Consider the following 24,691-nt stretch of genomic DNA (forward strand, 5'->3'; position numbering starts at 1 on the left):
TCGGCCAAGCCCGGCCGAGCCGGGCACGACTGGAGGGGACAGCGACCATGCCGGCCGATGCAAGGGCCGCCCGCGCCGTGCGGCGTGCGGCAACACCGGGCGGACCGTCCCGGCGCCCCACGGCCCCGCGCCGACGGGGCGACAACCCGCTGCGGCGCCTGTACGGGAGGGCCCGCCGGGCCTGGGACCGGCCGCTGACCGCGTACTACGTGATCCTCGGCAGCAGCCTGCTGATCACCGTGCTCGGTCTGGTGATGGTGTACTCCGCCTCGATGATCCAGGCGCTGCAACTGGATCTGGCCGCCTCGTACTTCTTCCGCAAACAGTTCACCGCCGCCGTGATCGGGGCCGTACTGCTGCTCGTGGCCATGCGGATGCCGGTGAAGCTGCACCGGGCGCTGGCGTATCCGATGCTCGCCGTGACCGTGTTCCTGATGATCCTGGTGCAGGTCCCCGGCATAGGGCACGCGGTCAACGGCAACCAGAACTGGATCTATCTGGGCGGCCCCTTCCAGCTGCAGCCGAGCGAGTTCGGCAAACTCGCCCTGGTGCTGTGGGGAGCCGACCTGCTGGCCCGCAAACAGGACAAGCGGCTCCTGACCCAGTGGAAGCACATGCTGGTGCCGCTGGTGCCTGTGGCCTTCATGCTGCTCGGACTCATCATGCTGGGCGGCGACATGGGCACCGCGATCATCCTCGCGGCCGTCCTGTTCGGCCTGCTGTGGCTCGCGGGCGCTCCCACCCGACTGTTCGCCGGAGTGCTCTCGGTGGCGGCACTGATCGGTTTCATCCTGATCAGGACCAGTCCGAACCGGATGTCGCGCCTCGCCTGCATCGCCGCCACCGACCCCGGTCCCGGCGACCAGTGCTGGCAGGCCGTGCACGGGATCTACGCTCTCGCCTCAGGCGGATTCTTCGGTTCCGGCCTCGGCGCCAGTGTGGAAAAATGGGGTCAACTCCCGGAACCGCACACCGACTTCATTTTCGCGATCACTGGGGAGGAACTGGGTCTCGCGGGGACGCTGTCGGTACTCGCCCTCTTCGCGGCTCTAGGCTATGCGGGTATCCGCGTGGCCGGACGCACGGAGGACCCCTTCGTGAGGTACGCCGCGGGAGGTGTGACCACGTGGATCACGGCCCAGGCCGTGATCAACGTCGGTGCGGTGCTCGGCCTGTTGCCGATCGCCGGGGTCCCCCTGCCGCTGTTCTCCTACGGAGGGTCAGCCCTGCTGCCGACCATGTTCGCCATCGGGCTGCTCATCGCGTTCGCGCGCGGGGAGCCCACGGCGCGAGCGGCTCTTGCCCGGCAGCAAAGGCTGTTCGGCAGGAAGCGGGCCGCGGTGAGATGGAACACGATGAGACGGCGTGCCAAGGCGCGACCGTCCGGAGAGCGGTGAATTTCGGTGCATGTCGTACTCGCCGGTGGGGGGACCGCCGGTCATATCGAGCCTGCGCTCGCCCTCGCGGACGCCCTGCGAAGGCAGGACCCGACGGTAGGGATCACGGCCCTCGGCACGGAGAAGGGGCTCGAGAACCGACTGGTCCCGGAGCGCGGCTACGAACTCGCGCTGATTCCCGCCGTGCCCCTGCCCCGTAAACCCACCCCGGAGCTGATCACCGTGCCCGGGCGACTGCGCGGCACGATCAAGGCCGCCGAGCAGATCCTGGAGCGCACCAAGGCGGACGCGGTGGTCGGATTCGGCGGCTATGTGGCGCTGCCCGGCTACCTCGCCGCCAAGCGCCTCGGGGTGCCGATCATCGTCCACGAGGCCAACGCACGTCCCGGCCTGGCCAACAAGATCGGTTCGCGGTACGCGGCCGCGGTCGCCGTCTCCACTCCGGACAGCAAGCTGCGCAACTCGCGCTACATCGGTATCCCGTTGCGCCGCACCATCGCCACTCTGGACCGCGCCCGGGTGCGCCCCGAGGCGCGCGCCGCTTTCGGTCTCGACCCGAACCTGCCGACCCTGCTGGTCTCCGGCGGTTCGCAGGGCGCGCGCAGGCTCAACGAGGTCGTCCAGCAGGCCGCCCCGATCCTGCAGCGTTCCGGTATCCAGATCCTGCACGCGGTGGGCCCGCGGAACGAGATGCCACACGTCGACAACATGCCCGGAATGCCGCCGTACATCCCGGTACCGTACGTGGACCGGATGGACCTCGCGTACGCCGCGGCCGACATGATGCTCTGCCGCGCGGGCGCGATGACCGTCGCCGAACTCTCCGCCGTCGGGCTCCCGGCCGCCTACGTCCCGCTGCCTATCGGCAACGGCGAACAGCGCCTGAACGCCCAGCCGGTGGTCAAGGCCGGCGGCGGACTGCTGGTCGACGACGCCGAACTGACCCCGCAGTGGGTCCAGCACAATGTGCTGCCGGTGCTCGCCGACCCGCACCGGCTGTACGAGATGTCCCGGGCCGCCTCCGAGTTCGGCCGCAGGGACGCGGACGAACTCCTCGTCGGCATGGTCCACGAGGCGATCGCGGCACGCCACAGGGCGTGAGAAGGCAGGGGAGTGTGGCCGGACCCACCGCCGTCAAAGGCGGCACACGACAGCGGGACGCCAGCCCGGTCCGCACTCCCCGGCCACCCGGCCCCGGGCCACGGCTGAGACTGCCCTCGCGGCGCGCCCTCGTGGTGGCCCTGATCGCGGTCGTTGTGCTGGGCGGCGGCGGGAGTTGGCTGCTCTACGGCTCGCCGTGGCTGCGGGTCGAACGCGTCACCACCTCCGGCGTCGACGTACTGACGCCGCACGAGGTGAAGGACGCCGCGGCCGTACCGGTCGGCGCACCGCTGATTTCCGTCGGTACAGGGGCGATTGAGGACCGGCTGCGCCGTGAATTGCCTCGCATCAAGTCGGTGGACGTGGTGCGTTCATGGCCGCACGGAATCGGTCTGAAAGTGACCGAGCGCAAGCCCGTACTGCTCATCGAAAAGGGCGGAAACTTCGTCGAAGTGGACTCCACCGGCGTCCGGTTCGCCACCGTGCCGCGCGCACCCCGAGGTGTTCCGCTCCTCGAATTGTCGGCCGGACAGTCGCCGAGTCTGAACAGATTCGGAACCGATCGACTCAGGCGCGAAGCGGTCAAGGTCGCGGGTGATCTGCCTCCCTCGATCGCCCGCGACACCCGATCCGTCAAAGTGCGTTCATATGACTCCGTCGTACTGGAGTTGAAGTCCGGACGTACTGTCGACTGGGGCAGCAGTGAGAAGGGGCGCGCGAAGGGTGCCACGCTCACCGCGTTGTTGAAAGCGGCGCCGAAGGCACGGCACTTCGATGTCTCGGCTCCCACCGCCCCTGCGGTAACGGGGAGTTGACGCACATACTTCCTGGCCAGCACCCTGGTTGGTCAGCGCAACGGCTGATCACATAGGGTGAAAAGAAAAACGGGAGGTTCGGCGTGTTCGTTGAACGTGCGCCACTTGTCGACTTAGTGTCCTGTTCGGAAGGGTCAGACGAACCCAGTAACAGACACACTGGTAACCCTAAACTTCAGCGTTAGGGTTCGGGTCGGCGTTCGGACCGTCCCATTCGGCATCAGTCGTCGCAGCGCACGCACGGCGAGCGGCGACACGTAACTCGAGGCGAGAGGCCTTCGACGTGGCAGCACCGCAGAACTACCTCGCAGTCATCAAAGTCATCGGTGTCGGCGGCGGTGGTGTCAATGCCATCAACCGGATGATCGAGGTTGGTCTCAAGGGCGTCGAGTTCATCGCGATCAACACTGACGCACAAGCCCTGTTGATGAGCGACGCCGATGTCAAGCTCGACGTCGGCCGTGAACTCACCCGTGGCCTCGGCGCGGGCGCCAATCCGGCGGTCGGTCGTAAGGCCGCCGAAGACCACCGCGAGGAGATCGAGGAGGTCCTCAAGGGGGCCGACATGGTCTTCGTCACCGCCGGTGAAGGCGGCGGCACCGGTACCGGCGGCGCCCCCGTGGTCGCCAACATCGCGCGCTCACTCGGCGCCCTGACCATCGGCGTGGTCACCCGGCCCTTCACATTCGAGGGCCGCCGACGCGCCAACCAGGCAGAGGACGGCATCGCGGAACTCCGCGAAGAGGTCGACACCCTCATCGTCATCCCCAACGACCGCCTGCTTTCGATCTCGGACCGCCAGGTCAGCGTTCTCGACGCGTTCAAGTCCGCGGACCAGGTCCTGCTCTCCGGTGTGCAGGGCATCACCGACCTGATCACCACCCCCGGCCTGATCAACCTCGACTTCGCGGACGTCAAGTCCGTGATGTCCGAGGCCGGTTCGGCTCTCATGGGGATCGGCTCGGCGCGCGGCGACGACCGCGCGGTGGCCGCCGCGGAAATGGCGATCTCCTCGCCGCTTCTGGAGGCGTCCATCGACGGCGCCCGCGGAGTACTCCTGTCCATCTCCGGTGGATCCGACCTCGGTCTCTTCGAGATCAACGAGGCGGCCCAACTTGTCAGCGAGGCGGCGCATCCCGAGGCCAACATCATCTTCGGCGCGGTCATCGACGACGCCCTCGGTGACGAGGTCAGGGTCACGGTCATCGCAGCCGGCTTCGACGGCGGCCAGCCGCCGAACAAGCGGGATGTCGCGGCAGGCACCACGGGCTCCAAGCGGGAGGAGACGGCCTCGGCCGCGTCGGCCAGGCCGTCCGAGTCCCGGTCCTCCTTCGGAGCGCTCGGCAGCGTCACTCCCCGCGAGGACGCGCAGGACGAGCCCACGCCCGCGCCGGCTCCTGAGCCCGCGCCGGTGAGCGAGGTCCCGTCGGCACCGGTCACCCCGCCGCAGGTGCCGCCGGCCAGGCCGTACCAGGACAGCCAGGCCGAAGAGCTGGATGTCCCGGACTTCCTGAAGTAATGACTCGTCCCATAGCGGCGACGCACGACACCGTGGACGGCGCGCACTTCGCTTTCACCGACAGGTGGGGCGGGGTGAGCGCCGTTCCGTACGAGGAACTGAACCTCGGCGGTGCGGTGGGCGACAGCCCCGATGCCGTACTCCGCAATCGCGAACTCACCGCGAAGCACCTGGGGATCGATCCGGACCTGGTGGTCTGGATGAATCAGGTGCACGGACGTGAGGTCGCCACCGTGGATGCTCCCTGGGGAACGTCCGAAGTGCCGGACACCGACGCGGTGGTGACCGTGCGGACCGGCCTCGCACTCGCGGTACTCACCGCGGACTGCACCCCCGTACTCCTCGCCGACCCGGTCGCGAAGGTGGCCGGTGCCGCACACGCGGGTCGTCCCGGGATGGTCGCGGGCGTGGTTCCCGCGGCGGTCGAGGCGATGGTGCGCCTGGGGGCGCAGCCGTCACGGATCGTCGCCCGCACCGGGCCCGCGGTCTGCGGCCGTTGCTACGAGGTGCCGGACCGGATGCGGGACGAGGTCGCCGAAGTGGAACCCGCGGCGTTCGCCGAGACCAGCTGGGGGACCCCATCGGTCGACGTGACCGCGGGGGTCGGCGCGCAGCTCGAGCGACTCGGAATCCGCGACCGCCGGTTCTCGGCGGTGTGCACCCGGGAATCCGGGGATCACTTCTCGTACCGCCGCGATCGGACCACCGGTCGGCTGGCGGGTTATGTGTGGCTGGATTGATGGGGCATGACGGACCGTAGGGCAGAACTCGCCGCGAACCTCGCGAAGGTGGAGGAGCGTATCGCCTCGGCGTGCGCCGCTGCCGGCCGGAAGCGGGAGGAGGTGACGCTCATCGTCGTCACCAAGACGTACCCCGCCGAGGATGTGCGCGTTCTGTCGGAACTCGGTGTGCGGCACGTGGCGGAGAACCGCGACCAGGACGCGGCCCCCAAGGCCGCCGAGAGCGCGGATCTGCCGCTCACTTGGCACTTCGTCGGTCAACTGCAGACCAATAAGGTGCGATCCGTGGTCGGTTATGCCGATGTGGTGCAGTCGGTGGACCGGCCCAAGTTGGTCTCCGCCCTCTCCGCCGCAGCGGTACGGGCGGATCGAGAGCTCGGTTGTCTGATCCAGGTCGCCCTGGATGCGGACGAAGGTGGTCGAGGTGAGCGCGGTGGCGTATCACCCGACGGCATCGAGGAGTTGGCCGGACTCGTGGCGAATGCGCCCGGTTTGCGGATCGACGGTCTGATGACCGTCGCGCCGCTCACCGGACAGTTCGTCGACCGGCAACAGGCGGCGTTCGAGCGGCTGGTGGAATTCTCAACCCTCCTGCGCGCAGCCCATCCGGCTGCGAACATGGTGTCAGCAGGGATGAGTTCGGACCTGGAGCAGGCTGTAGCGGCCGGAGCGACACATGTGCGCGTCGGTACTGCGGTCCTCGGAGTCCGACCCCGGCTCCGGTAACGTCGCCAAGCAAGTCGGACCACAGCACAAAATATGGTCATTCCCGCAGATCAGCGGGGATACCGTGTGGATCGCGGACACTTGGTGGAGTCAGCGGATCCACCACAGAGCGGAGGACTCAGAGAATGGCCGGCGCGATGCGCAAGATGGCGGTCTACCTCGGCCTCGTGGAGGACGACGGTTACGACGGCCGGGGATTCGACCCCGACGACGAGTTCGAACCCGAGCTGGATCCGGAGCCCGAGCGGGACCGCAGGCGGCATGAACCGCACCAGGTGCAGGAGGAGGAACCGGCGCGAAAGGTACACGCGCCGGCTCCCCGTGAACCGCTGCCACAGTCCGCGCCCGTGCCCGCCGAAATTGGACGTCCGGCGCGTATCGCCCCCGTGGCATCCATCACACCTGAACGCCAGAGCCTGGAGAAGAACGCACCGGTGATCATGCCCAAAGTTGTGTCCGAGCGGGAGCCGTACCGCATCACCACATTGCACCCCCGGACCTACAACGAGGCCCGTACCATCGGGGAACACTTCCGTGAGGGCACCCCGGTGATCATGAATCTCACGGAGATGGATGACACGGATGCGAAGCGACTTGTCGACTTTGCCGCCGGTCTGGTCTTCGGACTGCATGGCAGCATTGAGCGAGTGACGCAGAAGGTGTTCCTGTTGTCGCCTGCTAACGTCGATGTCACGGCGGAGGACAAGGCCCGCATCGCAGAGGGCGGGTTCTTCAACCAGAGCTGAGACGCAACACCGGATACGGCACGAGACAGGGGAGAGGGAAGCGCGAGCATGAGCGTTGTCTGGGAAGTGCTCTACATCGCGCTGATGTGTTTCCTGATCGTTCTGATCTTCCGGTTGGTCATGGACTACGTCTTCCAGTTCGCCCGCTCGTGGCAACCCGGCAAGGCGATGGTGGTCGTACTGGAGGCCACCTACACTGTCACCGATCCACCGCTCAAGCTTCTGCGGCGGTTCATCCCGCCGTTGCGCCTCGGGGGCGTGGCGCTCGACTTGTCCTTCTTCGTGCTGATGATCATCGTCTACATCCTGATCTCCGTCGTGAGCCGGCTGTGAGCGCGATGTCAACTACGTTCTTGCCGAATGCCGACGACTACGTTGAGGTGAAGAGATGCCGTTGAGCCCCGAGGACGTGCGGAACAAACAGTTCACGACCGTCCGTCTCCGAGAAGGCTATGACGAGGACGAGGTCGATGCCTTCCTCGATGAGGTGGAAGCAGAACTGACCCGCCTGCTCCGAGAGAACGAGGACCTGCGCGCCAAACTGGCAGCGGCCACTCGTGCCGCCGCGCAGAACCAGCAGCAGGGCGGCGGCATGCGCAAGCCCGAGCCGCAGGACCAGCGTGGTCCTGGCGCCCCGGTGCCCGCCGCAATATCTGGACCGCAGCCGGTCCCGCCGCAGCAGCAGCACCCCATGGGTGGGCCGCCGCAGCTTCCCGGTGGCGCACCGCAGTTGCCCCCCGGCCCCGGTGGCCATGGTCCCGGTGGCCCGCAGGGTCCCGGCGGACCGCAGGGCGGTCCTCCCATGCAGGGTGGCCCGATGGGCGGTCCCATGGGTGGTCCCGGCGGACCGCAGCAGCAGCTGCCCCAGCAGCAGGGTGGCCAGGGCGGCCCCGGTGGCGACAGCGCGGCTCGCGTTCTGTCGCTGGCCCAGCAGACCGCCGACCAGGCGATCGCCGAGGCCCGTTCCGAGGCCAACAAGATTGTGGGCGAGGCGCGTTCGCGTGCCGAGGGCCTCGAGCGTGATGCCCGTGCCAAGGCGGATGCCCTGGAGCGGGACGCGCAGGAGAAGCACCGCGTAGCGATGGGCTCCCTGGAGTCCGCACGTGCCACGCTGGAGCGCAAGGTCGAGGACCTGCGTGGATTCGAGCGCGAGTACCGGACGCGACTGAAGTCCTACCTGGAGAGCCAGCTGCGTCAGCTGGAGACCCAGGCCGACGACTCGCTCGCCCCGCCGCGTCAGCCGGCGGCCGCCTCGCTGCCGCCGTCGCCCTCGATGGCTCCGGCCGGTGCGGGTGCGCCTTCCATGGGAGGCGGCCACACCATGGGTGGGGGCAACCCCTCCATGGGCGGCAACAACGGCTCGATGGGTGGCGGTGCGTCGTACGGCGGGCAGCAGCAGATGGCTCCCGCGATGACGCAGCCGATGGCGCCGGTTCGGCCCCAGGGGCCGCAGCCGATGCAGCAGGCGCCCTCGCCGATGCGTGGGTTCCTCATCGACGAGGACGACAACTGAGCCGCGTGCGCGCGGGTAGCGCGTAGCGCGTCGGCAGCGCGGTTTGAGGCCGGGGCCCGGGGAGTGTGAACTTCCCGGGCCCCGGCCTTTTTGGCTGTCCGTGCCGGAGTGGCCGCCTCGGGGCGCTGACCCGGACTCCGCTCCTCGACCGCCGGAGGGGCTTGAGTCGGGGAAGGCACATCGGGCGGGCTGGAGTGTCCAGCCCGCCCGATGTTCGGGGTGAGTTCGTCAGGTCGGTGCCCCGGGGCCTATGCCTTGCGGAGGTGGAAGGTGAGGGCGAGGGGGGCGTCCTCGAAGGCGGGGCCGTACGTCTCGTCCGGCGCCTCGCGGGTGAAGGCGTCGGCGAGGACCTCGTCGGAGATCAGGGGCGTCTGCTCGGCGAGCGCGGAGGCCGTCTCGTCGGAGGTCGTGGACCAGCGGACCTCGATCCGGTCGGCGACGTCCAGGCCGCTGTTCTTGCGGGCCTCCTGGATCAGCCGGATCGCGTCCCGGGCCAGGCCCGCACGGCGCAGCTCCTCGGTGATCTCCAGGTCGAGCGCGACCGTGGCGCCCGAGTCGGAGGCCACCGACCAACCCTCGCGCGGCGTCTCGGTGATGATCACCTCGTCGGGGCCGAGCGTCACCGTCTCGCCCTCGACCTCGACGGAGGCCGTACCGGCACGCAGGGCGCGGGACAGTGCGGCCGCGTCCGCCTCGGCCACGGCCTTCGCCACGGCCTGGACGCCCTTGCCGAAACGCTTGCCGAGCGTACGGAAGTTGGCCTTCGCCGTGGTGTCCACGAGGGAGCCGCCCACCTCGCTGAGCGAGGCCAGCGAGGAGACGTTCAGTTCCTCGGTGATCTGGGCGCGCAGTGCGTCGTCGAGGGCCTCGAAGCCGGCCACCGCGACCAGCGCGCGGGACAGCGGCTGGCGGGTCTTCACCCCGGACTCGGCGCGGGTGGCACGGCCCAGCTCCACCACGCGACGTACCAGGAGCATCTGCTGGGACAGTGTCGGGTCGATCATCGAGGCGTCCGCCTCGGGCCACGAGGACAGGTGCACCGACTCCGGGGCGTCGGGGGTGACCGGCACGACCAGGTCCTGCCAGACCCGCTCGGTGATGAACGGGGTGAGCGGCGCGAGCAGTCGGGTCACCGTCTCCACGACCTCGTGCAGCGTGCGCAGTGCCGCCTTGTCGCCCTGCCAGAAGCGGCGGCGGGAGCGGCGGACGTACCAGTTGGAGAGGTCGTCGACGAAGGCGGACAGGAGCTTGCCGGCGCGCTGGGTGTCGTAGGAGTCGAGGGCCTCGGTGCAGCCGGCGACCAGGGTGTTCAGCTCGCCGAGCAGCCAGCGGTCGAGGATCGTGCGGTCCGCCGGTGCCGGATCGGCCTCGCTGGGCGACCAGTTGGAGGTGCGGGCGTAGAGGGCCTGGAAGGCGACCGTGTTCCAGTACGTGAGGAGGGTCTTGCGGACGACCTCCTGGATCGTGCCATGGCCGACCCGGCGGGCCGCCCAGGGCGAGCCGCCTGCGGCCATGAACCAGCGCACCGCGTCGGCGCCGTGCTGGTCCATCAGCGCGATGGGCTCCAGGATGTTGCCCAGGTGCTTGGACATCTTGCGGCCGTCCTCGGCGAGGATGTGGCCGAGGCAGACGACGTTCTCGTAACTGGACTTGTCGAAGACCAGGGTCCCGACGGCCATCAGGGTGTAGAACCAGCCGCGGGTCTGGTCGATGGCCTCCGAGATGAACTGCGCCGGGTAGCGCTGCTCGAAGAGCTCCTTGTTCCGGTACGGGTAGCCCCACTGTGCGAAGGGCATCGAACCCGAGTCGTACCAGGCGTCGATGACCTCGGGCACGCGGGTGGCCGTCGCCGAGCACTGCGGGCAGTCGAAGGTGACCGCGTCGATGTACGGGCGGTGCGGGTCGAGTGAGGACTGGTCGATGCCGGTCAGCTCGGTCAGTTCGGCACGCGAGCCGACGCAGGTGAGGTGGCCCTCTTCGCAGCGCCAGATGGGCAGCGGGGTACCCCAGTAGCGGTTGCGGGACAGGGCCCAGTCGATGTTGTTGTTGAGCCAGTCGCCGTAGCGGCCGTGCTTGACGGAGTCCGGGAACCAGTTGGTCTTCTCGTTCTCCTCGAGGAGTCGGTCCTTGATCCGGGTGGTGCGGATGTACCAGGACGGCTGCGCGTAGTAGAGCAGCGCGGTGTGGCAGCGCCAGCAGTGCGGGTAGCTGTGCTCGTACGGTACGTGCCGGAACAGCAGGCCGCGGTCGGCCAGGTCCTGGGTGAGGGCCTCGTCGGCCTTCTTGAAGAACACGCCGCCGACCAGCGGGAGTTCCTCCTCGAAGGTGCCGTCCGGGCGGACCGGGTTCACCACCGGCAGGCCGTACGCGCGACAGACCAGGAGGTCGTCCTCACCGAAGGCGGGGGACTGGTGGACCAGACCCGTGCCGTCCTCGGTGGTGACGTACTCGGCGTTGACGACGTAGTGCGCGGGGGCGGGGAACTCCACCAGCTCGAAGGGGCGTCGGTATGTCCAGCGCTCCATCTCGGCGCCGGTGAAGCGCTCTCCGGTCGGCTCCCAGCCTTCGCCGAGCGCCTTCTCGACCAGCGGCTCGGCGACGACCAGCTTCTCGGCGCCGTCCGTCGCGACGACGTAGGTCACCTCGGGGTGGGCCGCGACCGCCGTGTTGGACACCAGGGTCCAGGGGGTCGTCGTCCAGACGAGGAGCGCGGCCTCGCCCGCGAGCGGCCCCGAGGTCAGCGGGAAGCGGACGAAGACGGACGGGTCGACGACCGTCTCGTAGCCCTGGGCCAGCTCGTGGTCGGACAGGCCCGTGCCGCAGCGCGGGCACCAGGGGGCGACGCGGTGGTCCTGGACCAGCAGGTCCTTGTTGAAGATCTCCTTCAGGGACCACCAGACGGACTCGACGTACTCGGGGTCCATCGTGCGGTACGCGTCGTCGAGGTCGACCCAGTAGCCCATGCGCTGGGTGAGCTCGGCGAAGGCGTCGGTGTGACGGGTCACGGACTCGCGGCACTTGGCGTTGAACTCGGCGATGCCGTACGCCTCGATGTCCTTCTTGCCGTTGAACCCGAGTTCCTTCTCGACGGCGAGCTCGACCGGCAGGCCGTGGCAGTCCCAGCCGGCCTTGCGGGCGACGTGGTAGCCGCGCATGGTGCGGAAGCGGGGGAAGACGTCCTTGAAGACGCGGGCCTCGATGTGGTGGGCGCCCGGCATGCCGTTGGCCGTGGGCGGGCCCTCGTAGAAGACCCACTCCGGGCGGCCCTCGGACTGCTCGAGGCTCTTGGCGAAGATCTTCTGCTGGTCCCAGAAGTCGAGCACGGCGTGCTCGATGGCGGGCAGGTCGACCTGGGCGGGCACCTGGCGGTACTGCGGCTGCGTGTTCAACGAGCTTCCTCCGGCGGACTACTGACTTCCGTCGAAGGGACGAGGCCTGCTACGCAGGGCTCCCGCGGTACCACCCTCCTTGGCCCTCCGGCGCGTGTGCGCGGGCGGGCCCCCTCATTGGGGTCGCGATGCCGGGTCTACTGGCCGGGGGCCGCACCTCGTGGGGGCGGTCCGCGGTGTTCTTCCGGCGGCTCCGGGGTGATCTTCGCGCTCGCGCCTGCCCCCGGGCTCACACCGTCCCCGGGTCGCTCCTGGCCGCGTACGGACGCTACTCGTCCCCGTCGATGCCTTTCGCTGGTCCCCGTGCTCCCGGCTTCCCTCCGGTGGTGTCGGGAGGTGCGCCCAGAGCGTGGGGACTCCCACAGTGTACGGGCCCCCGGGTGCGGGCGCGCACTGGATTTACGGCTTCGGGAGGCCGGGACCGAGGCGGCCGGGGCGGGGCTCGGGTGACCCGAATGGCCACCTGCGGCCGGAGTGTGCCCACGGTGCGGGTTCGGCCGGAATACCTGGCGGGGAGCTGGGCACAACGTGTGCAAGCCCGCCGCGTGACACCGGCGAGGCGGGTGGATCGGGCGGCGTGCCCCGTTGCCGCGGGCGTGAAGTCGATTTATCGTCCCAGCACGATTCGCGAGCAAGATCACAAATTGTGAAGGGGCCGCGACCATGGTGGCGAAGAAGACCGCCGTACAGCAGTCGGAGTCCACCGAATCCACGGACGCGGCGGCCAAGAACGTGCACGGCAAGAAGTCCACGGCCAAGACCGCGGCCAAGAAGGCTGCCGAGAAGGCGGTGGCGACGACGCCTGCGGCGAAGGCGGCGCAGAAGAAGGCCGCGGCCAAGAAGGCGGCACCCGCGAAGGGGACCGCCAAGAAGACCGCGGCCAAGAAGACCACGACGAAGAAGGCGGCGGCGAAGAAGACGGCGGCCGGGGAGACGGCCGAGGCGCAGGGGCCGGCCAAGACGACGGCGCCCGCGAAGAAGACGCCTCCGGCCAAGAAGGCGGCGGCGAAGAAGACCGCGGCCGGCCACGGTGCCGCGGGCGGCACGACGACGAAAAGCGCGACCGGCAAGGACCGCGCCGCGGCGAGCGGCACGGGCGAGGAGCGGGCGGCAGCACTGCCGGCCGCCGATGACGCGGCCGAGGCCGCTGGGACGACGGGAGCCAGGTCGGTGGTTGCGAAGAAGACCCCAGGGACGGCGACGGCAGAATCGGCGGTGCCTCCGGCGCGGGGTGAGGGCTCCGCTGGGCCGGGCGAGCTCGCGGTGCGGCCGGGGGAGGACCCGTGGACTCCGGAAGAGGTCGCGGGGGCCCGTACGGAACTCGCAGGTGAGGTGGAGCGGCTGCGCACCGAGATCTCGACGGCCGAGGAGTCCCTCGTCGGCCTGATGCGGGACTCCGGTGACGGTGCCGGCGACGACCAGGCGGACACCGGCACCAAGAACATCACGCGGGAGACGGAGGTGGCGCTGGCCGCCAACGCCCGCGAGATGCTCGAGCAGACCGAGCGGGCGCTGCGCCAGCTCGACGCCGGCACCTACGGTCTGTGCGAGAACTGCGGGCAGGCGATCGGCAAGGCCCGTATGCAGGCGTTCCCGCGGGCCACGCTCTGCGTGGAGTGCAAGCAGAAGCAGGAGCGGCGTTACTAGGGGTCTCTCCCCTGGCGGCAGCGGCAGCGCCAGCGGCGGCGGACGCGGTCGTTCCGGCGGGAACCACGGGGCGGTGCGGGGCGTTGAACCGGTGCCGTGGACCGGGGCAACCGGGCGGCGCGGCCGCCGCAGAGGTGTGTCGTACCCTCATCCTCAGTCGGCATCTAGGTTGAGGGACTCACGTGGCAGAGGCGGAGCGCATCATCGGTACGTCGGACGTTGACGGTGCTGAGCCGGAGCGGGTTCGCCGGCCGGAGACGGGTGCGCGGGACGAGGCTGCCGCGGAGGTGGAGTCCGCTGACAGCGGGCAGTCCGCCGGGAGCGAGAGCGACGTCGCCGATGTCTCGGACGAATCCGAGAAGGACGAGGTTTCGTCCGAAGCGGACTCGGCCGGGGACGAGGCTTCGCCGAAGGACGAGGCGTCGCCCGAGGACGGGACCGAGTCCGACACCGCCGCTGACTCCGACCGCGGTGAGACGGCGCAGGACGAGGCGCCCAAGGGCAAGCGCCGGCTGGCGATCCTGCTCGGAGTGGCAGCCTTCGCCTACGTCCTCGACCTGGTCAGCAAGATGCTGGTGGTGTCGAAGCTCGAGCATCACGAACCGATCGAGGTGATCGGCGAGTGGCTGCGCTTCGAGGCGATCAGGAACGCCGGTGCCGCCTTCGGCTTCGGTGAGGCCTTCACCATCATCTTCACCTGCATCGCGGCCATCGTGATCGTCGTCATCGTGCGCCTCGCGCGCAAGCTGTACAGCCTGCCCTGGGCCATTGCGCTCGGCATGCTCCTCGGTGGCGCGCTCGGCAATCTCACCGACCGCATCTTCCGGGCGCCGGGCGTCTTCGAGGGCGCCGTCGTCGACTTCATCGCCCCCAAGGGCTTCGCGGTCTTCAACCTCGCGGACTCCGCGATCGTCTGCGGCGGCATCCTGATCGTGCTCCTGTCGTTCCGCGGCCTCGACCCCGACGGGACCGTGCACAAGGACTGACCGCCCGCGCCGGTCGTACGGTCAGGGGCCCGGACGCCCTGCCGTACGGGAGGGCCGTCGGCGTCGGTCATACTCGGGGGGTGAGCACCGTTCCCGAGATCCGCACCCTGCCCGTGCCCGACGGCCTGGAGGGCGAGCGCGTCGACGCCGCCATCTCCCGGATGTTCGGCTTTTCCCGCACCAAGGCCGCCGAGCTGGCCGCCGCCGGGAAGGTGCTGGTCGACGGCGCTGCCGTCGGGAAGTCCGAGCGGGTGCACGGCGGCGCCTGGCTCGAGGTGGAGATGCCGCAGGCGGCGCAACCTGTGCAGGTCGTGGCGGAGCCCGTCGAGGGCATGGAGATCGTGCACGACGACGACGACATCGTGGTGATCATGAAGCCGGTGGGCGTCGCCGCCCACCCGAGCCCCGGCTGGACCGGCACCACGGTGATCGGCGGTCTCGCGGCGGCCGGTTACCGGATCTCCACCTCGGGTGCCGCCGAGCGCCAGGGCATCGTGCACCGACTCGACGTCGGCACCTCGGGTCTGATGGTGGTCGCCAAGTCCGAGCGCGCCTACAGCTCGCTGAAGCAGCAGTTCCGCGAGCGTACGGTCGACAAGCGCTACCACGCCCTGGTGCAGGGCCACCCCGACCCGCTCAGCGGCACCATCGACGCCCCCATCGGCCGGCACCCGCAGCACGACTACAAGTGGGCCGTCACCGCCGAGGGCAAGGCGTCGGTCACGCACTACGACCTGATCGAGGCGTTCCGCGCGGCCTCGCTCCTGGACATCAAGCTGGAGACGGGCCGCACCCACCAGATCCGGGTCCACATGTCCGCGCACAAGCACCCTTGCGTCGGCGACCTGACGTACGGCGCGGACCCCACGCTCGGCAAGCGTCTCGGCCTGACCCGGCAGTGGCTGCACGCCGTGCGCCTCGGCTTCGAGCACCCGGGCAGCCGGGACTGGGTCGAGTACGAGAGCTCGTACCCCGACGATCTGCAGCAGGCCCTCGACCGGGTGCGGGCGGAGAGCGAATGAGTTCCGACGAGTCCCGGGCCGACGTCCGGGAGGCGTCCGGGATCGCCGACCGCGAGGCCTGCTTCGCCGTGCGCAAGGAGGTCTTCGTCGTCGAGCAGCAGGTGCCGGAGGACCTCGAGTACGACGAGTTCGACGCCGAGGACGCCTCGACCGTGCACGTCCTGGCCGTGGCCCCGGACGGAACGGCGCTCGGCACCGGCCGCCTGCTCCACGGGCCCGGTGCGGCGGACCGGACCGGCGGTGACCTGACGGTCGGTTCGCTCGGCCGGCTCGCGGTGACCGCGCAGGCGCGCGGACTCGGCGTCGGTGCCGCCCTCGTCGCGGCGATCGAACGGGCTGGAGCGGAACGCGGGCTCACCGCCGTGGACCTGCACGCCCAGACGCAGGCGCTGGGCTTCTACGAGCGGCTCGGCTACGCGGCGTACGGGCCGGAGTTCCTCGACGCCGGGATCGAGCACCGGTCCATGCGCAAGCCGCTCCCGTAGAGACGAACTTCAGGCGCGAACCATCGGCACGGACCTCTGTGGCCAGGTCGTCGGACGGCGAGAACCGGGGGGTATCGCCTGATTCACGGCGGTCGCATGGCAGGGTGGACGCCGAACCGTCGAGCGTGTGACGCATTACAGGTACGGAGGCCCTCACCGTGGACCAGTTGGCACTGCTGTTCGTGCTGTTGCTCGGGGCGGTGCTGAGTGTTCCGATCGGGGAACGGCTGAAGCTTCCCGCGCCGGTCCTGATGACCCTCGTCGGCGTCGTCCTCGCGCTGATCCCGGCCGTGCCGAACGTCGAGGTGCCGCCCGAGTACATCCTGCCGCTGGTGCTCCCACCGCTGCTCTACGCAGCCGTGCAGCGCACCTCCTGGCGGCAGTTCACCAGCAACGTACGGCCCATCCTGCTGCTCGCGGTCGCCCTGGTCTTCGTCACCACCGCCGCGGTCGCGGCCGTCGCGCACGCGATCGTGCCGGGTCTGCCGATCGCGGCGGCGGTGGCGCTCGGCGCGCTCGTGGCCCCGCCCGACCCGGTGGCCGCGACCGCGGTCGCGGGCCAACTCGGCCTGCCCAGGCGCCTGGTGTCGATCCTCGAGGGCGAAGGCCTGTTCAACGACGTCACCGCGATCGTGCTCTACCACGTGGCGATCGCGGCCGCCGTCAGCGGCACCTTCTCGGTCTCCGAAGCCGCTTTCCAGCTGGTCCTGTCCGCAGTCGTCGCGGTGGCCGTCGGCCTCGGCCTCGGCTGGGCGGCGAACCGGCTGATCGGACTCCTCGGCGACGCCACGCTGCAGGTCAGCCTCACCCTCCTGGTGCCCTTCGTGAGTTACGTGCTCGCCGAGGAGCTCCACGGCTCCGGCGTGCTCGCCGTCCTGACCACCGCGATGTTCCTCGCCGAGTACGCGGCGGACGCGGACGACGTGATGGGCCGCCTCGTCGGGCGGACCTTCTGGGAGGTCGTCGACACCCTGGTCACCGGCATCGCCTTCGGCCTGATCGGCCTCGAGCTGCACAACGCCATCAACACCGCTTCCGGCCGCTGGGGCGAGCTGCTCGGCTGGGCGGGCGCGGTCGTCGCGGTGGTGGTGCTGGTACGCCTGGTCTGGCTGTTGCCGGCGTCCTGGCTGGCGAAAAAGCTGCACACCGCGCGCGACGCGGACGAGGAGATCCCGGTCAGCGTCCGGGAGACGGTCGTCATGTGGTGGTCCGGAATGCGCGGTGTGGCGTCGGTGGCCCTTGCGCTCGCCATCCCGCTCACCACGGAGGACGGCGGTGCCTTCCCGGACCGTGACGAGATCGTCTTCATCGCCTTCGGGGTGATCCTGGCGACGCTCGTGCTGCAGGGTCTCAGCCTGCCTTGGCTGGTGCGGAAGTTGGGCGTGGCCGCCGACGCCGAGTCGGAGGCGGATTACGAGAAGGACCTCGCCATCCGTGCCGCGAAGGCGGCGAAGGCCCGGCTCAAGGAGATCGAGGCCGTCGAGGAACTCCCGGACGAGGTCCAGGAGCAACTGATGCGCAGGGCCTACGACATCGGGCTCCGGATCAGCCCGGACCTGCCCGGCGACGAGCGGCGGGAAGCCCAGGAGGAGCGGATCAGGCGCATCAAGCGGGTCCGCCAGATCCAGGGCGAGATGATGTCCGCCGCCCGGCATGCGGTGCTCGACGCCCGTAACGAGCCGGGCGGCGACCCCGAGATCGTCGACCGTGTGCTGCGCCACCTCGACGTACGCAGCATGCGCTGAGCCTCGGCGGGACGCCGGTGGTCAGCCCCGGCCGGTACGCCCCACGTCACCGGAGGGCGCCTCCTCCTCGTGGAACTGCTTCGGCGGGGGCGCCGCCTCGGCCGTGGTCACCCGGGGCAGTGCGTAGGGGTGATCGTGGGCCAGCCAGGCCAGCAGCTGCTCGCGCACGGTGACGCGCACCGTCCAGATGTCGTCCGCGTCCTTCGCGGTGACGACGGCCCGCACCTCCATCGTGGTCGGCGAGGTGTCGGTGACAGCGATGCCCCAGTCCCGCCCGTCCCAGGCCGAGCAGTCGTGCAGGATCTCGCGGAGCTTCTCGCGTATCGCCGGCACCGGCGCGGTGTGGTCCAGCTGCAGATAGACGGTGCCGGTCATCTGCGCACCGCCGCGCGACCAGTTCTCGAACGGCTTGCTGGTGAAGTACGACACCGGCATGGTGATCCGTCGGTCGTCCCAGGTCCGCACCGTCAGGAAGGTCAGTGTGATCTCGTCGATGGTGCCCCACTCGCCGTCCACCACCACGGTGTCGCCGAGGCGCACCATGTCGCCGAACGCGATCTGGAACCCGGCGAAGAGATTGCCGAGCGTGGACTGTGCGGCGATGCCCGCGACGATGCCGAGCAGGCCCGCCGAGGCCAGCATCGAGGTGCCGACCGTGCGCATCGCGGGGAAGGTCAGCAGCATCGACGCCACCGCGACCGTGCCGACCACGGCGGTCACGACCCGTTGGATCAAGGTGACCTGGGTCCGTACCCGGCGTACGCGGGCCGGGTCGCGGTTGGTCGCCGCGTAGCGCGCGTATCCGGACTCGACCACCGCTGTGGCGATCCGGATGATGAGCCAGGCGGCCGAGGCGATCAGGACCAGTGTCAGGAACTGGCCGACCCCTTCCTCGTGCTCGTCGAACCATTTCGTCTGGAGATAGGTGCCTCTCAGCAGGCCCGCGATCAGCAGGACCTGCAACGGGACGCGGCAACGGCGGAGCAGTCCCCACAGCGGGGTCTCCCGGTGTCGCTCGGAGGTCCGGTGCAGGAGCCGGTCCACCAGCCAGCCGATGACCAGGGTGAGCAGGACCGAGCCACCGACGACGAACAGGGGGCGCAGTACGTTCTCCATGCGCCCGACCGTACTGGCTCCGCGCGCCGGACCTGGAGGGGGTGTCCCCAACCTCCTGGTCTCCGTCGTAGCCCCCGGGCCTGGCACGATGGGCGCATGAACATCATCCTTTTCCACTCGGCCCAGGGACTCGGCCCCGCGGTGCACGCGGCGGCCGACCGGTTGCGGGCCGCGGGGCACGAGGTGCACGTGCCCGACCTGTACGACGGACGGACCGCGGAGACCGTCGAGGAGGGTATGCGGATCAAGGACGAGATCGGCACGGACGAACTGCTCAGGCGAGCGGTGACGGCCGCGGCACCGTACTCGAACGACGGGCTCGTCTACGCCGGCTTCTCGCTCGGTGGCTCCCTCGCGCAGAACCTGGCACTGGCCGACGACAAGGCCCGGGGCCTGCTCCTGCTGCACGGCACGTCCGACATCGCGGACGACGCCTCGGTCGACGAGCTGCCCGTACAGCTGCACGTCGCCGACCCGGACCCCTTCGAGCCGGACGACTGGCTGAACGCCTGGTACCTGCGCATGGGCCGGGCCGGTGCGGACGTGGAGGTCTACCGCTACCGCGGCGCGGGCCACCTCTACACCCACCCCGAACTCGCCGACTACGACGCGGAAGCGGCCGAGGAGACCTGGAAGCAGGCGCTGGGGTTCCTGGACTCGCTCTGAGCCGGCGCGCCCGCCGCGGTCAGCGCCGCGTGCAGGTGCCGGTCGGCTTCTGTACGGGCGGGCGGCACAGCAGGCGGATGTCGTCGACGTCGTTGCTCATGAAGCGGCCGACGCAGGTGTCGGACGAGGTCCTGCCGCGTTGCGCGCAGTAGCGCAGCGCCGCGCGGCCGTCCGCGAACGGGCCCGGTGCGTAGATGACCCAGTAACCGGGCCGCAGCGAGGCGTAGTTGTCGCTGCGCACGAACTTCGCCTCGGGCACGTCCTTGCGTACCCGGGCCAGGCGCATGTCCCGGGTCGCGGTGCCCGATGACACCGGCTCCGAGAGGAACTGGGCCACCCAGGTGCCCGTGGCGGGCGGCCGCGGCGAAGTCGGGGTCGCGCTCGGTGCGGGCCGGCTCGACGAGGACTCGGGGGCGGGGTCCGCGGGGCGGTCCGTCTGCCGGCCGGGGCTCGCCGAATCGGCCGGTTCCTTCGGCGCGGTGGTGTGCCGGTCGCGGCCGTCGTCCTGGCCGCCACCGCCGGTGGTGTCGCCTGCCTGAGTCCCGCCGCTGTCACGGAGGTTGAGTGCCAGAGCGGAGGCGGCCACCACCGCCACCACGACAGCCGCCACCGCGATGATCACCGGTGTCCGGCTGCGGCGCGGAGTCGTGCCGGGGGCCGTGGATGTCGGGTGGGCCGGCGGATACGGCGTCGAGGGGTGCGGGGTGCCGTGGCCCTGGGGCGGGTAGCCGTACGAAGCCTGCGGCGGGTAGCCGTACGCCGGGGCCTGCGGCGGATATCCGTACGCCGCCTGTGCGGCGCCCGGGGCTGACGGCCAGGACGGAGCCCGGCCGGACTCGGCCTCGGCCAGGAGCTGGTCGAGGCGCGCGGCGTCCGGGCGCGCGGCGGGGTCCCGTACCAGCAGCGTCTGGAGCGCCGGTGCGAGGGGGCCCGAGCGGACCGGCGGCGGAACTGATTCGTCGAGCACCGCGGCGAGCGTGGCGAGCGGTGTGCCACGGCGCAGCGGATTGTGTCCCTCCGCCGCGACGTAGAGGACCAGGCCGAGCGACCACAGGTCGGATGCGGGGTCGTTGTCGACGCCGCGGATCCGCTCCGGCGCGATGAACTCGGGGGAGCCGACGAGGTCGCCGGTCGCCGTCAGCGAGGTGGAACCCTGCAGGGCGGCGATGCCGAAGTCGGTGAGGACCGCGCTGCCGTCCGCCCGGAGCATGACGTTGGCGGGTTTCACGTCCCGGTGCTGGATGCCCGCCGCGTGCGCGGCACGGAGTGCGGCGAGCACCTGCCGGCCGAGCCGCGCGGCCTCGACGGGCGTCAACGGGCTCTGTTCCAGGCGGTCCTGGAGGGTGTTGCCCGGCAACAGCTCCATCACCAGCCAGGGGTGCGGGTCCTCGGCGGTGTCGACGATCTGATGGATCGTGACCACGTGCGGATGGCTGATCCTGGCCAGTGCGCGGGCCTCGCGCAGTACGCGCTCGCGCAGCGTCGCCCCGGACTCCGCGGTCGGATCGGGCGGCCTGACCTCCTTGAGGGCGACCTCCCGGTGCAGCACCGTGTCCCGGGCCCGCCACACGGTGCCCATGCCTCCGCTGCCGAGCCGTTCGATCAGCTCGAACCTGCCGCCGTCGACGAGCCTGCGGCCGTCCGTCGCTCCGGCGCCCCCGTTGCCGTTCACTCTGTCCCGCCTCGTGATGTCGCAGTGATACGCCCCGGGCGGATGCAATGCCGGCCGGGGTCCGGGGCCAGGGCTTGTGCTGCGGATCAGCGTCGACAGGGCCGCGTCTCCCCCCCGTGCGGCGAGGCGCCGTGCTGGGGGCACTTCCCCGCCGAAGGCCGGGGGAAGACCGGGCCCCACGCTGATCCGCACCACAAGCCCTGGCCCCGGCCTGCACGCGCGCGTCAGCCTACGGGCTGGTCGATACGCGCCGCACGCCGCGTTCCGGTAGGTGTGCGGCGCGCGCAGGCAAGGCCGAACTCGCCCCGGGACCCGCGCTCGAGATCACTGCCTCGAGATCACTGCGGCGGCTCCCGAGGAACCGTCAGCCGTCGACGGCAGGTCAGCCCTTGAGTGCCTTGTCCAGCGCCGCGGTGTACTGCTCCGGAGTCTGCGGCGTCTCGATCTTCTTGCCGTCCATCTTGAGCGCGGGGGTGCCCTCGACGCCGCTGTCGTCGTACTTCGCGGACATCTCGAGCGCCCAGCGGTCGTACGTGCCGTCCTCGACCGCCTTCTTGAAGGCCTTGTCGCTCTTGAGGTCGGGGACCTGGTTGGCGACCTTGATCAGGTAGGCGTCGTCCGCGAACTTGTCGTCGGACTCCTCCGGGTGGTTCTTGGCGGCGTACAGCGCGCTCTTGTACTCGAGGAAGGCGTCCTTGCTGACGTCCAGCGCCGCACCGAGAGCGCTCAGGGCGTTCTTGGAGCCCTCGCCGCCCGCGCCGCCGTCGATGAAGGTGGCGCCGATGTACTGGACCTTGTACTTGCCGGCGTCGATGTCCTTCTTCATGGTCTCGCCGTTGGCCTGCTCGAACATGGCGCAGGCCGGGCAGCGCGAGTCCTCGTACAGCTCCAGGGTCTTCTTGGCGCTGTCCTTGCCGAGGACGACCGTGGTGCCGTTCTTGCCGGAGGTGTTGGCCGGCTTGACGAGCTTGGCGTCCTTGGCGGTCTCCCAGGCGCCCGGCTGGTTGGCCTGGACGACCGCGTAGCCGACGCCGCCCGCGACGGCGAGGATGCCGACGACGCTGGCCGCGACGATGAGCTGCCGGCGGGCCTTGTCCTTCTTGGCCTGCCGCTCGCGCTCGGCGCGCAGCCGCTCGCGTGCCGCCGACTTCGCCGCCTGGCTGTTCCGCTTGCTCATGATGGTGTTCTCCGTGCTCCGTCTGATGAGGTACGTCCGGGTGCGCGCGTGGACCGCGCGGTGCTCGCCGGCCCCTGGCCGGTTCGCTCAGGCGAGGACGGAGCGCGGTGGTCCGCGGCGGGCGACGGAGTGCACCAGGAGACGGACGCGGGCGCTGCGGCGGGTGCGGCCGGGACGCGGCAGCCGCCGGGTCCGCTCCGGCAGTGCGGGGACCACGGCGACGGCCAGCAGCAGCGGCCGGAAGGCCAGCGCGGTCGCCGCCCGCAGCATCGCGGCCACCGCACGCTCGCCGTGGCGCAGCCAGGCCGCGGCGGCGAGGCCGATGCCGATGTGCGCGGCGAGCAGCAGCCAGGAGGCTCCGGACTCGGCGCCCGCGAGGAGCTCGGTGGCCGGACGCCGGGCGCCGCCCGCGGCCCGGGCGAGCGAGGCGCCCACCTCGCCGCCGCAGAGCACGTCGAAGCCGAGCGAACGCAGCGGGCCCGCGACCGGCCCGCCCGCCTGGCCGTAACAGAGGTGCTGACCGGTGGTGAACACGGTGTCCGCGGCCAGTTCGAGCGGGACCAGGAGTGCGGCGATGCGCCAGTACCCGCGCTCACGTCCGGCCAGTGCGAAGGCGAGGACGAACACCGCCCCGGCCACCGCGGCGACAGTGCCGAGCGGCAGCGGGGCGCGGGCGAGCAGCACATGCGAACCGGCGGACAGCGTCACGACGAGTGCCGTGAACAGAGTTGCCCGCACCGCCCTCGGTGCCATCGCCGCGATCGTCACTGGTCGTTCTTCGCATCCTTCGTCAACGGACTGCGCGCAGTATCGCCCGCGAGTGTCCCACGGCCGCGCGTAAGCGTGACCTCAAGGGTGCCTGTGAAGTACGGCGCCACGGAACGGGTCACAGCCCCGGAATGCGGCCGTTGCGGAACAGGTCGACGAAGATCTGGTGGTCCTCGCGGGCCCGGGCGCCGTACTCATGAGCGAAGTCGACGAGCAGCGGGGCGAATCCGTCCTCGTCCCCGGCGATCGCCGCGTCGATGGCGCGCTCCGTGGAGAACGGCACCAGCTCCGAGTGCCCGCTCTCGTCGTCCGCCGCGGCGTGCATCGCCGCCGTGGCCCGGCCGAGGTCGGCGACCACCGCGGTGATCTCCTCCGCCTCGTCGATGTCCGACCAGTCCAGATCCACGGCGTACGGCGAGACCTCGGCGACGAGCTGGCCGGAGCCGTCGAGCTCGGTCCAGCCGAGCCAGGGGTCGGCGTGCGCCTGCAGGGCGCGCTGCGAGATCACCGTGCGGTGGCCCTCGTGCTGGAAGTAGCCGCGGATCGCCGGGTCCGTGACGTGCCCGGACACCGCGGGGGTCTGGGCCTGCTTGAGGTAGATCACGACGTCGTTCTCCAGGGCGTCGCTGTTGCCCTCGAGGAGGATGTTGTACGACGGGAGGCCGGCGGAGCCGATGCCGATGCCGCGGCGGCCGACGACGTCCTTGACGCGGTACGAGTCCGGGCGGCTCAGGCTCGACTCGGGCAGCGTCTCCAGGTACCCGTCGAAGGCGGCCAGGACCTTGTAACGGGTGGCCGCGTCCAGTTCGATCGCGCCGCCGTCCGCGCTGAAGCGGCGCTCGAAATCGCGGATCTCCGTCATGGAGGCGAGCAGCTCGAAGCGGGTCAGCGAACGGGCCGTGCGCAGCGCGCCGAGCAGCGGGCCCTCGGCGGTGTCCAGGGTGAACGGCGGCACCTCGTCGTCCTTGGCGCCGGTGGCCAGGGCGTGGATGCGCTCGCGGTACGCCGTCGCGTAGGTGCGGACCAGGTCGGTGATCTGCTCGTCGCTCAGCGCCTTCGCGTATCCGATCAGGGCGATGGAGGCGGCGAAGCGCTTGAGGTCCCAGGTGAACGGGCCGACGTAGGCCTCGTCGAAGTCGTTGACGTTGAACGTGAGGCGGCCCTGGGAGTCCATGTACGTGCCGAAGTTCTCCGCGTGCAGGTCGCCGTGGATCCAGACCCGGCCGGTGCGCTCGTCCAGGAACGGGCCGCCGTGCTGCTCGCGCTCCAGGTCCTGGTAGAACAGGCAGGCCGTGCCCCGGTAGAAGGCGAACGCGGAGGCCGCCATCTTCCGGAATTTGACCCGGAACGCGGCCGGATCGGCGGCGAGGAGCTCACCGAACGCGGTGTCGAAAATGCCGAGGATCTGCTCGCCGCGCTGCGCTGCGCTGGGCTGCGGGACCGACATCGCTTGGTGCCTCC

General features: G+C 70.3%; 21 protein-coding genes. 15 read left to right on the forward strand and 6 right to left on the reverse strand.

Going from position 1 to position 24,691, the window contains the following annotated elements; genetic code table 11:
* Positions 1-47: 47 nt before the first annotated feature.
* The 9 genes from ftsW (at position 48) to DSC45_RS10410 (ending at position 8,557) form a co-directional block, all read left to right on the forward strand.
* Positions 48-1,397 carry a putative lipid II flippase FtsW gene (ftsW, locus tag DSC45_RS10365; RefSeq protein ID WP_119289385.1) on the forward strand — a complete coding sequence of 450 codons (1,350 nt, stop codon included), beginning with the start codon at positions 48-50 and terminating at the stop codon, positions 1,395-1,397.
* Between the two features lie 6 nt (positions 1,398-1,403).
* Entirely contained in the window at positions 1,404-2,498 is a 1,095-nt protein-coding gene (gene murG / locus DSC45_RS10370) for an undecaprenyldiphospho-muramoylpentapeptide beta-N-acetylglucosaminyltransferase (protein WP_119289387.1), read from the forward strand.
* 14 nt (positions 2,499-2,512) lie between these two features.
* Positions 2,513-3,313 (forward strand): cell division protein FtsQ/DivIB, encoded by an 801-nt coding sequence (locus tag DSC45_RS10375; RefSeq protein WP_119289389.1) that lies wholly within the window; start codon positions 2,513-2,515, stop codon positions 3,311-3,313.
* A gap of 283 nt (positions 3,314-3,596) precedes the next feature.
* A complete protein-coding gene (ftsZ, locus tag DSC45_RS10385; protein WP_119289390.1) occupies positions 3,597-4,832 on the forward strand; it encodes a cell division protein FtsZ in 1,236 nt (411 codons plus the stop codon).
* The gene (gene pgeF, locus DSC45_RS10390) at positions 4,832-5,572 is read left to right on the forward strand and encodes a peptidoglycan editing factor PgeF (RefSeq protein WP_119289392.1); all 741 of its coding nucleotides are present in this window, start codon (positions 4,832-4,834) and stop codon (positions 5,570-5,572) included. The genes ftsZ and pgeF overlap by 1 nt, the downstream gene beginning before the upstream one ends.
* A gap of 6 nt (positions 5,573-5,578) precedes the next feature.
* Positions 5,579-6,298, forward strand: a complete 720-nt coding sequence (locus DSC45_RS10395; RefSeq protein WP_119289394.1) for a YggS family pyridoxal phosphate-dependent enzyme — start codon at positions 5,579-5,581, stop codon at positions 6,296-6,298.
* A 125-nt stretch (positions 6,299-6,423) separates the two neighbouring features.
* On the forward strand, positions 6,424-7,044 hold the full coding sequence (gene sepF / locus DSC45_RS10400; RefSeq protein ID WP_119289395.1) for a cell division protein SepF: 621 nt from the start codon (positions 6,424-6,426) through the stop codon (positions 7,042-7,044).
* A gap of 48 nt (positions 7,045-7,092) precedes the next feature.
* Positions 7,093-7,377: a YggT family protein gene (locus DSC45_RS10405; protein ID WP_119289398.1), complete on the forward strand. Its 285-nt coding sequence runs from the start codon at positions 7,093-7,095 to the stop codon at positions 7,375-7,377.
* Between the two features lie 55 nt (positions 7,378-7,432).
* Positions 7,433-8,557: a DivIVA domain-containing protein gene (locus DSC45_RS10410; RefSeq protein ID WP_119289400.1), complete on the forward strand. Its 1,125-nt coding sequence runs from the start codon at positions 7,433-7,435 to the stop codon at positions 8,555-8,557.
* A 248-nt stretch (positions 8,558-8,805) separates the two neighbouring features.
* On the opposite strand, the gene ileS is transcribed toward DSC45_RS10410, so the two are convergent.
* Positions 8,806-11,946: an isoleucine--tRNA ligase gene (ileS, locus tag DSC45_RS10415; RefSeq protein ID WP_119289402.1), complete on the reverse strand. Its 3,141-nt coding sequence runs from the start codon at positions 11,944-11,946 to the stop codon at positions 8,806-8,808.
* A gap of 663 nt (positions 11,947-12,609) precedes the next feature.
* Here ileS and DSC45_RS10420 point away from each other — a divergent pair.
* From DSC45_RS10420 to DSC45_RS10440, 5 genes are all read left to right on the forward strand, one after another.
* A complete protein-coding gene (locus tag DSC45_RS10420; RefSeq protein ID WP_119289404.1) occupies positions 12,610-13,593 on the forward strand; it encodes a TraR/DksA family transcriptional regulator in 984 nt (327 codons plus the stop codon).
* Positions 13,594-13,775: 182 nt separating this feature from the next.
* Entirely contained in the window at positions 13,776-14,579 is an 804-nt protein-coding gene (gene lspA / locus DSC45_RS10425; protein ID WP_119289406.1) for a signal peptidase II, read from the forward strand.
* Positions 14,580-14,659: 80 nt separating this feature from the next.
* Positions 14,660-15,601, forward strand: a complete 942-nt coding sequence (locus tag DSC45_RS10430; RefSeq protein ID WP_119289408.1) for an RluA family pseudouridine synthase — start codon at positions 14,660-14,662, stop codon at positions 15,599-15,601.
* Positions 15,598-16,086, forward strand: coding sequence for a GNAT family N-acetyltransferase (locus DSC45_RS10435; protein WP_119289410.1), 489 nt, complete (start codon positions 15,598-15,600; stop codon positions 16,084-16,086). Before DSC45_RS10430 ends, DSC45_RS10435 begins: the two co-directional genes overlap by 4 nt.
* Positions 16,087-16,244: 158 nt before the next feature.
* On the forward strand, positions 16,245-17,831 hold the full coding sequence (locus tag DSC45_RS10440) for a Na+/H+ antiporter (protein ID WP_119289412.1): 1,587 nt from the start codon (positions 16,245-16,247) through the stop codon (positions 17,829-17,831).
* 21 nt (positions 17,832-17,852) lie between these two features.
* On the opposite strand, the gene DSC45_RS10445 is transcribed toward DSC45_RS10440, so the two are convergent.
* Positions 17,853-18,947 carry a mechanosensitive ion channel family protein gene (locus DSC45_RS10445; protein ID WP_119289414.1) on the reverse strand — a complete coding sequence of 365 codons (1,095 nt, stop codon included), beginning with the start codon at positions 18,945-18,947 and terminating at the stop codon, positions 17,853-17,855.
* A gap of 96 nt (positions 18,948-19,043) precedes the next feature.
* On the opposite strand from DSC45_RS10445, the gene DSC45_RS10450 reads away from it, so the two are divergent.
* On the forward strand, positions 19,044-19,613 hold the full coding sequence (locus tag DSC45_RS10450; RefSeq protein WP_119289415.1) for a dienelactone hydrolase family protein: 570 nt from the start codon (positions 19,044-19,046) through the stop codon (positions 19,611-19,613).
* A 19-nt stretch (positions 19,614-19,632) separates the two neighbouring features.
* Here DSC45_RS10450 and DSC45_RS10455 read toward each other — a convergent pair whose 3' ends face one another.
* From DSC45_RS10455 to DSC45_RS10470, 4 genes are all read right to left on the reverse strand, one after another.
* Positions 19,633-21,285, reverse strand: coding sequence for a serine/threonine-protein kinase (locus tag DSC45_RS10455; RefSeq protein WP_276145451.1), 1,653 nt, complete (start codon positions 21,283-21,285; stop codon positions 19,633-19,635).
* 382 nt (positions 21,286-21,667) lie between these two features.
* Positions 21,668-22,462, reverse strand: coding sequence for a thioredoxin domain-containing protein (locus DSC45_RS10460; RefSeq protein ID WP_119289417.1), 795 nt, complete (start codon positions 22,460-22,462; stop codon positions 21,668-21,670).
* A gap of 87 nt (positions 22,463-22,549) precedes the next feature.
* Positions 22,550-23,215: a hypothetical protein gene (locus tag DSC45_RS10465; protein ID WP_240434571.1), complete on the reverse strand. Its 666-nt coding sequence runs from the start codon at positions 23,213-23,215 to the stop codon at positions 22,550-22,552.
* Positions 23,216-23,348: 133 nt separating this feature from the next.
* Entirely contained in the window at positions 23,349-24,677 is a 1,329-nt protein-coding gene (locus DSC45_RS10470) for a DUF2252 domain-containing protein (protein ID WP_119289421.1), read from the reverse strand.
* Positions 24,678-24,691 lie beyond the last annotated feature (14 nt).

The organism is Streptomyces sp. YIM 130001, assembly GCF_003574445.1.
Classification (GTDB): Bacteria; Actinomycetota; Actinomycetes; order Streptomycetales; family Streptomycetaceae; genus Streptomyces.

Coding starts and splice junctions, on each gene's coding strand:
- DSC45_RS10445 (WP_119289414.1), bottom strand. CDS start 18,947: ATGGAGAACGTACTGCGCCCCCTGTTCGTCGTCGGTGGCTCGGTCCTG.
- DSC45_RS10460 (WP_119289417.1), bottom strand. CDS start 22,462: ATGAGCAAGCGGAACAGCCAGGCGGCGAAGTCGGCGGCACGCGAGCGG.
- DSC45_RS10395 (WP_119289394.1), top strand. CDS start 5,579: ATGACGGACCGTAGGGCAGAACTCGCCGCGAACCTCGCGAAGGTGGAG.
- ftsW (WP_119289385.1), top strand. CDS start 48: ATGCCGGCCGATGCAAGGGCCGCCCGCGCCGTGCGGCGTGCGGCAACA.
- DSC45_RS10465 (WP_240434571.1), bottom strand. CDS start 23,215: ATGGCACCGAGGGCGGTGCGGGCAACTCTGTTCACGGCACTCGTCGTG.
- DSC45_RS10470 (WP_119289421.1), bottom strand. CDS start 24,677: ATGTCGGTCCCGCAGCCCAGCGCAGCGCAGCGCGGCGAGCAGATCCTC.
- DSC45_RS10410 (WP_119289400.1), top strand. CDS start 7,433: ATGCCGTTGAGCCCCGAGGACGTGCGGAACAAACAGTTCACGACCGTC.
- pgeF (WP_119289392.1), top strand. CDS start 4,832: ATGACTCGTCCCATAGCGGCGACGCACGACACCGTGGACGGCGCGCAC.
- DSC45_RS10450 (WP_119289415.1), top strand. CDS start 19,044: ATGAACATCATCCTTTTCCACTCGGCCCAGGGACTCGGCCCCGCGGTG.
- sepF (WP_119289395.1), top strand. CDS start 6,424: ATGGCCGGCGCGATGCGCAAGATGGCGGTCTACCTCGGCCTCGTGGAG.
- DSC45_RS10435 (WP_119289410.1), top strand. CDS start 15,598: ATGAGTTCCGACGAGTCCCGGGCCGACGTCCGGGAGGCGTCCGGGATC.
- DSC45_RS10405 (WP_119289398.1), top strand. CDS start 7,093: ATGAGCGTTGTCTGGGAAGTGCTCTACATCGCGCTGATGTGTTTCCTG.
- DSC45_RS10420 (WP_119289404.1), top strand. CDS start 12,610: ATGGTGGCGAAGAAGACCGCCGTACAGCAGTCGGAGTCCACCGAATCC.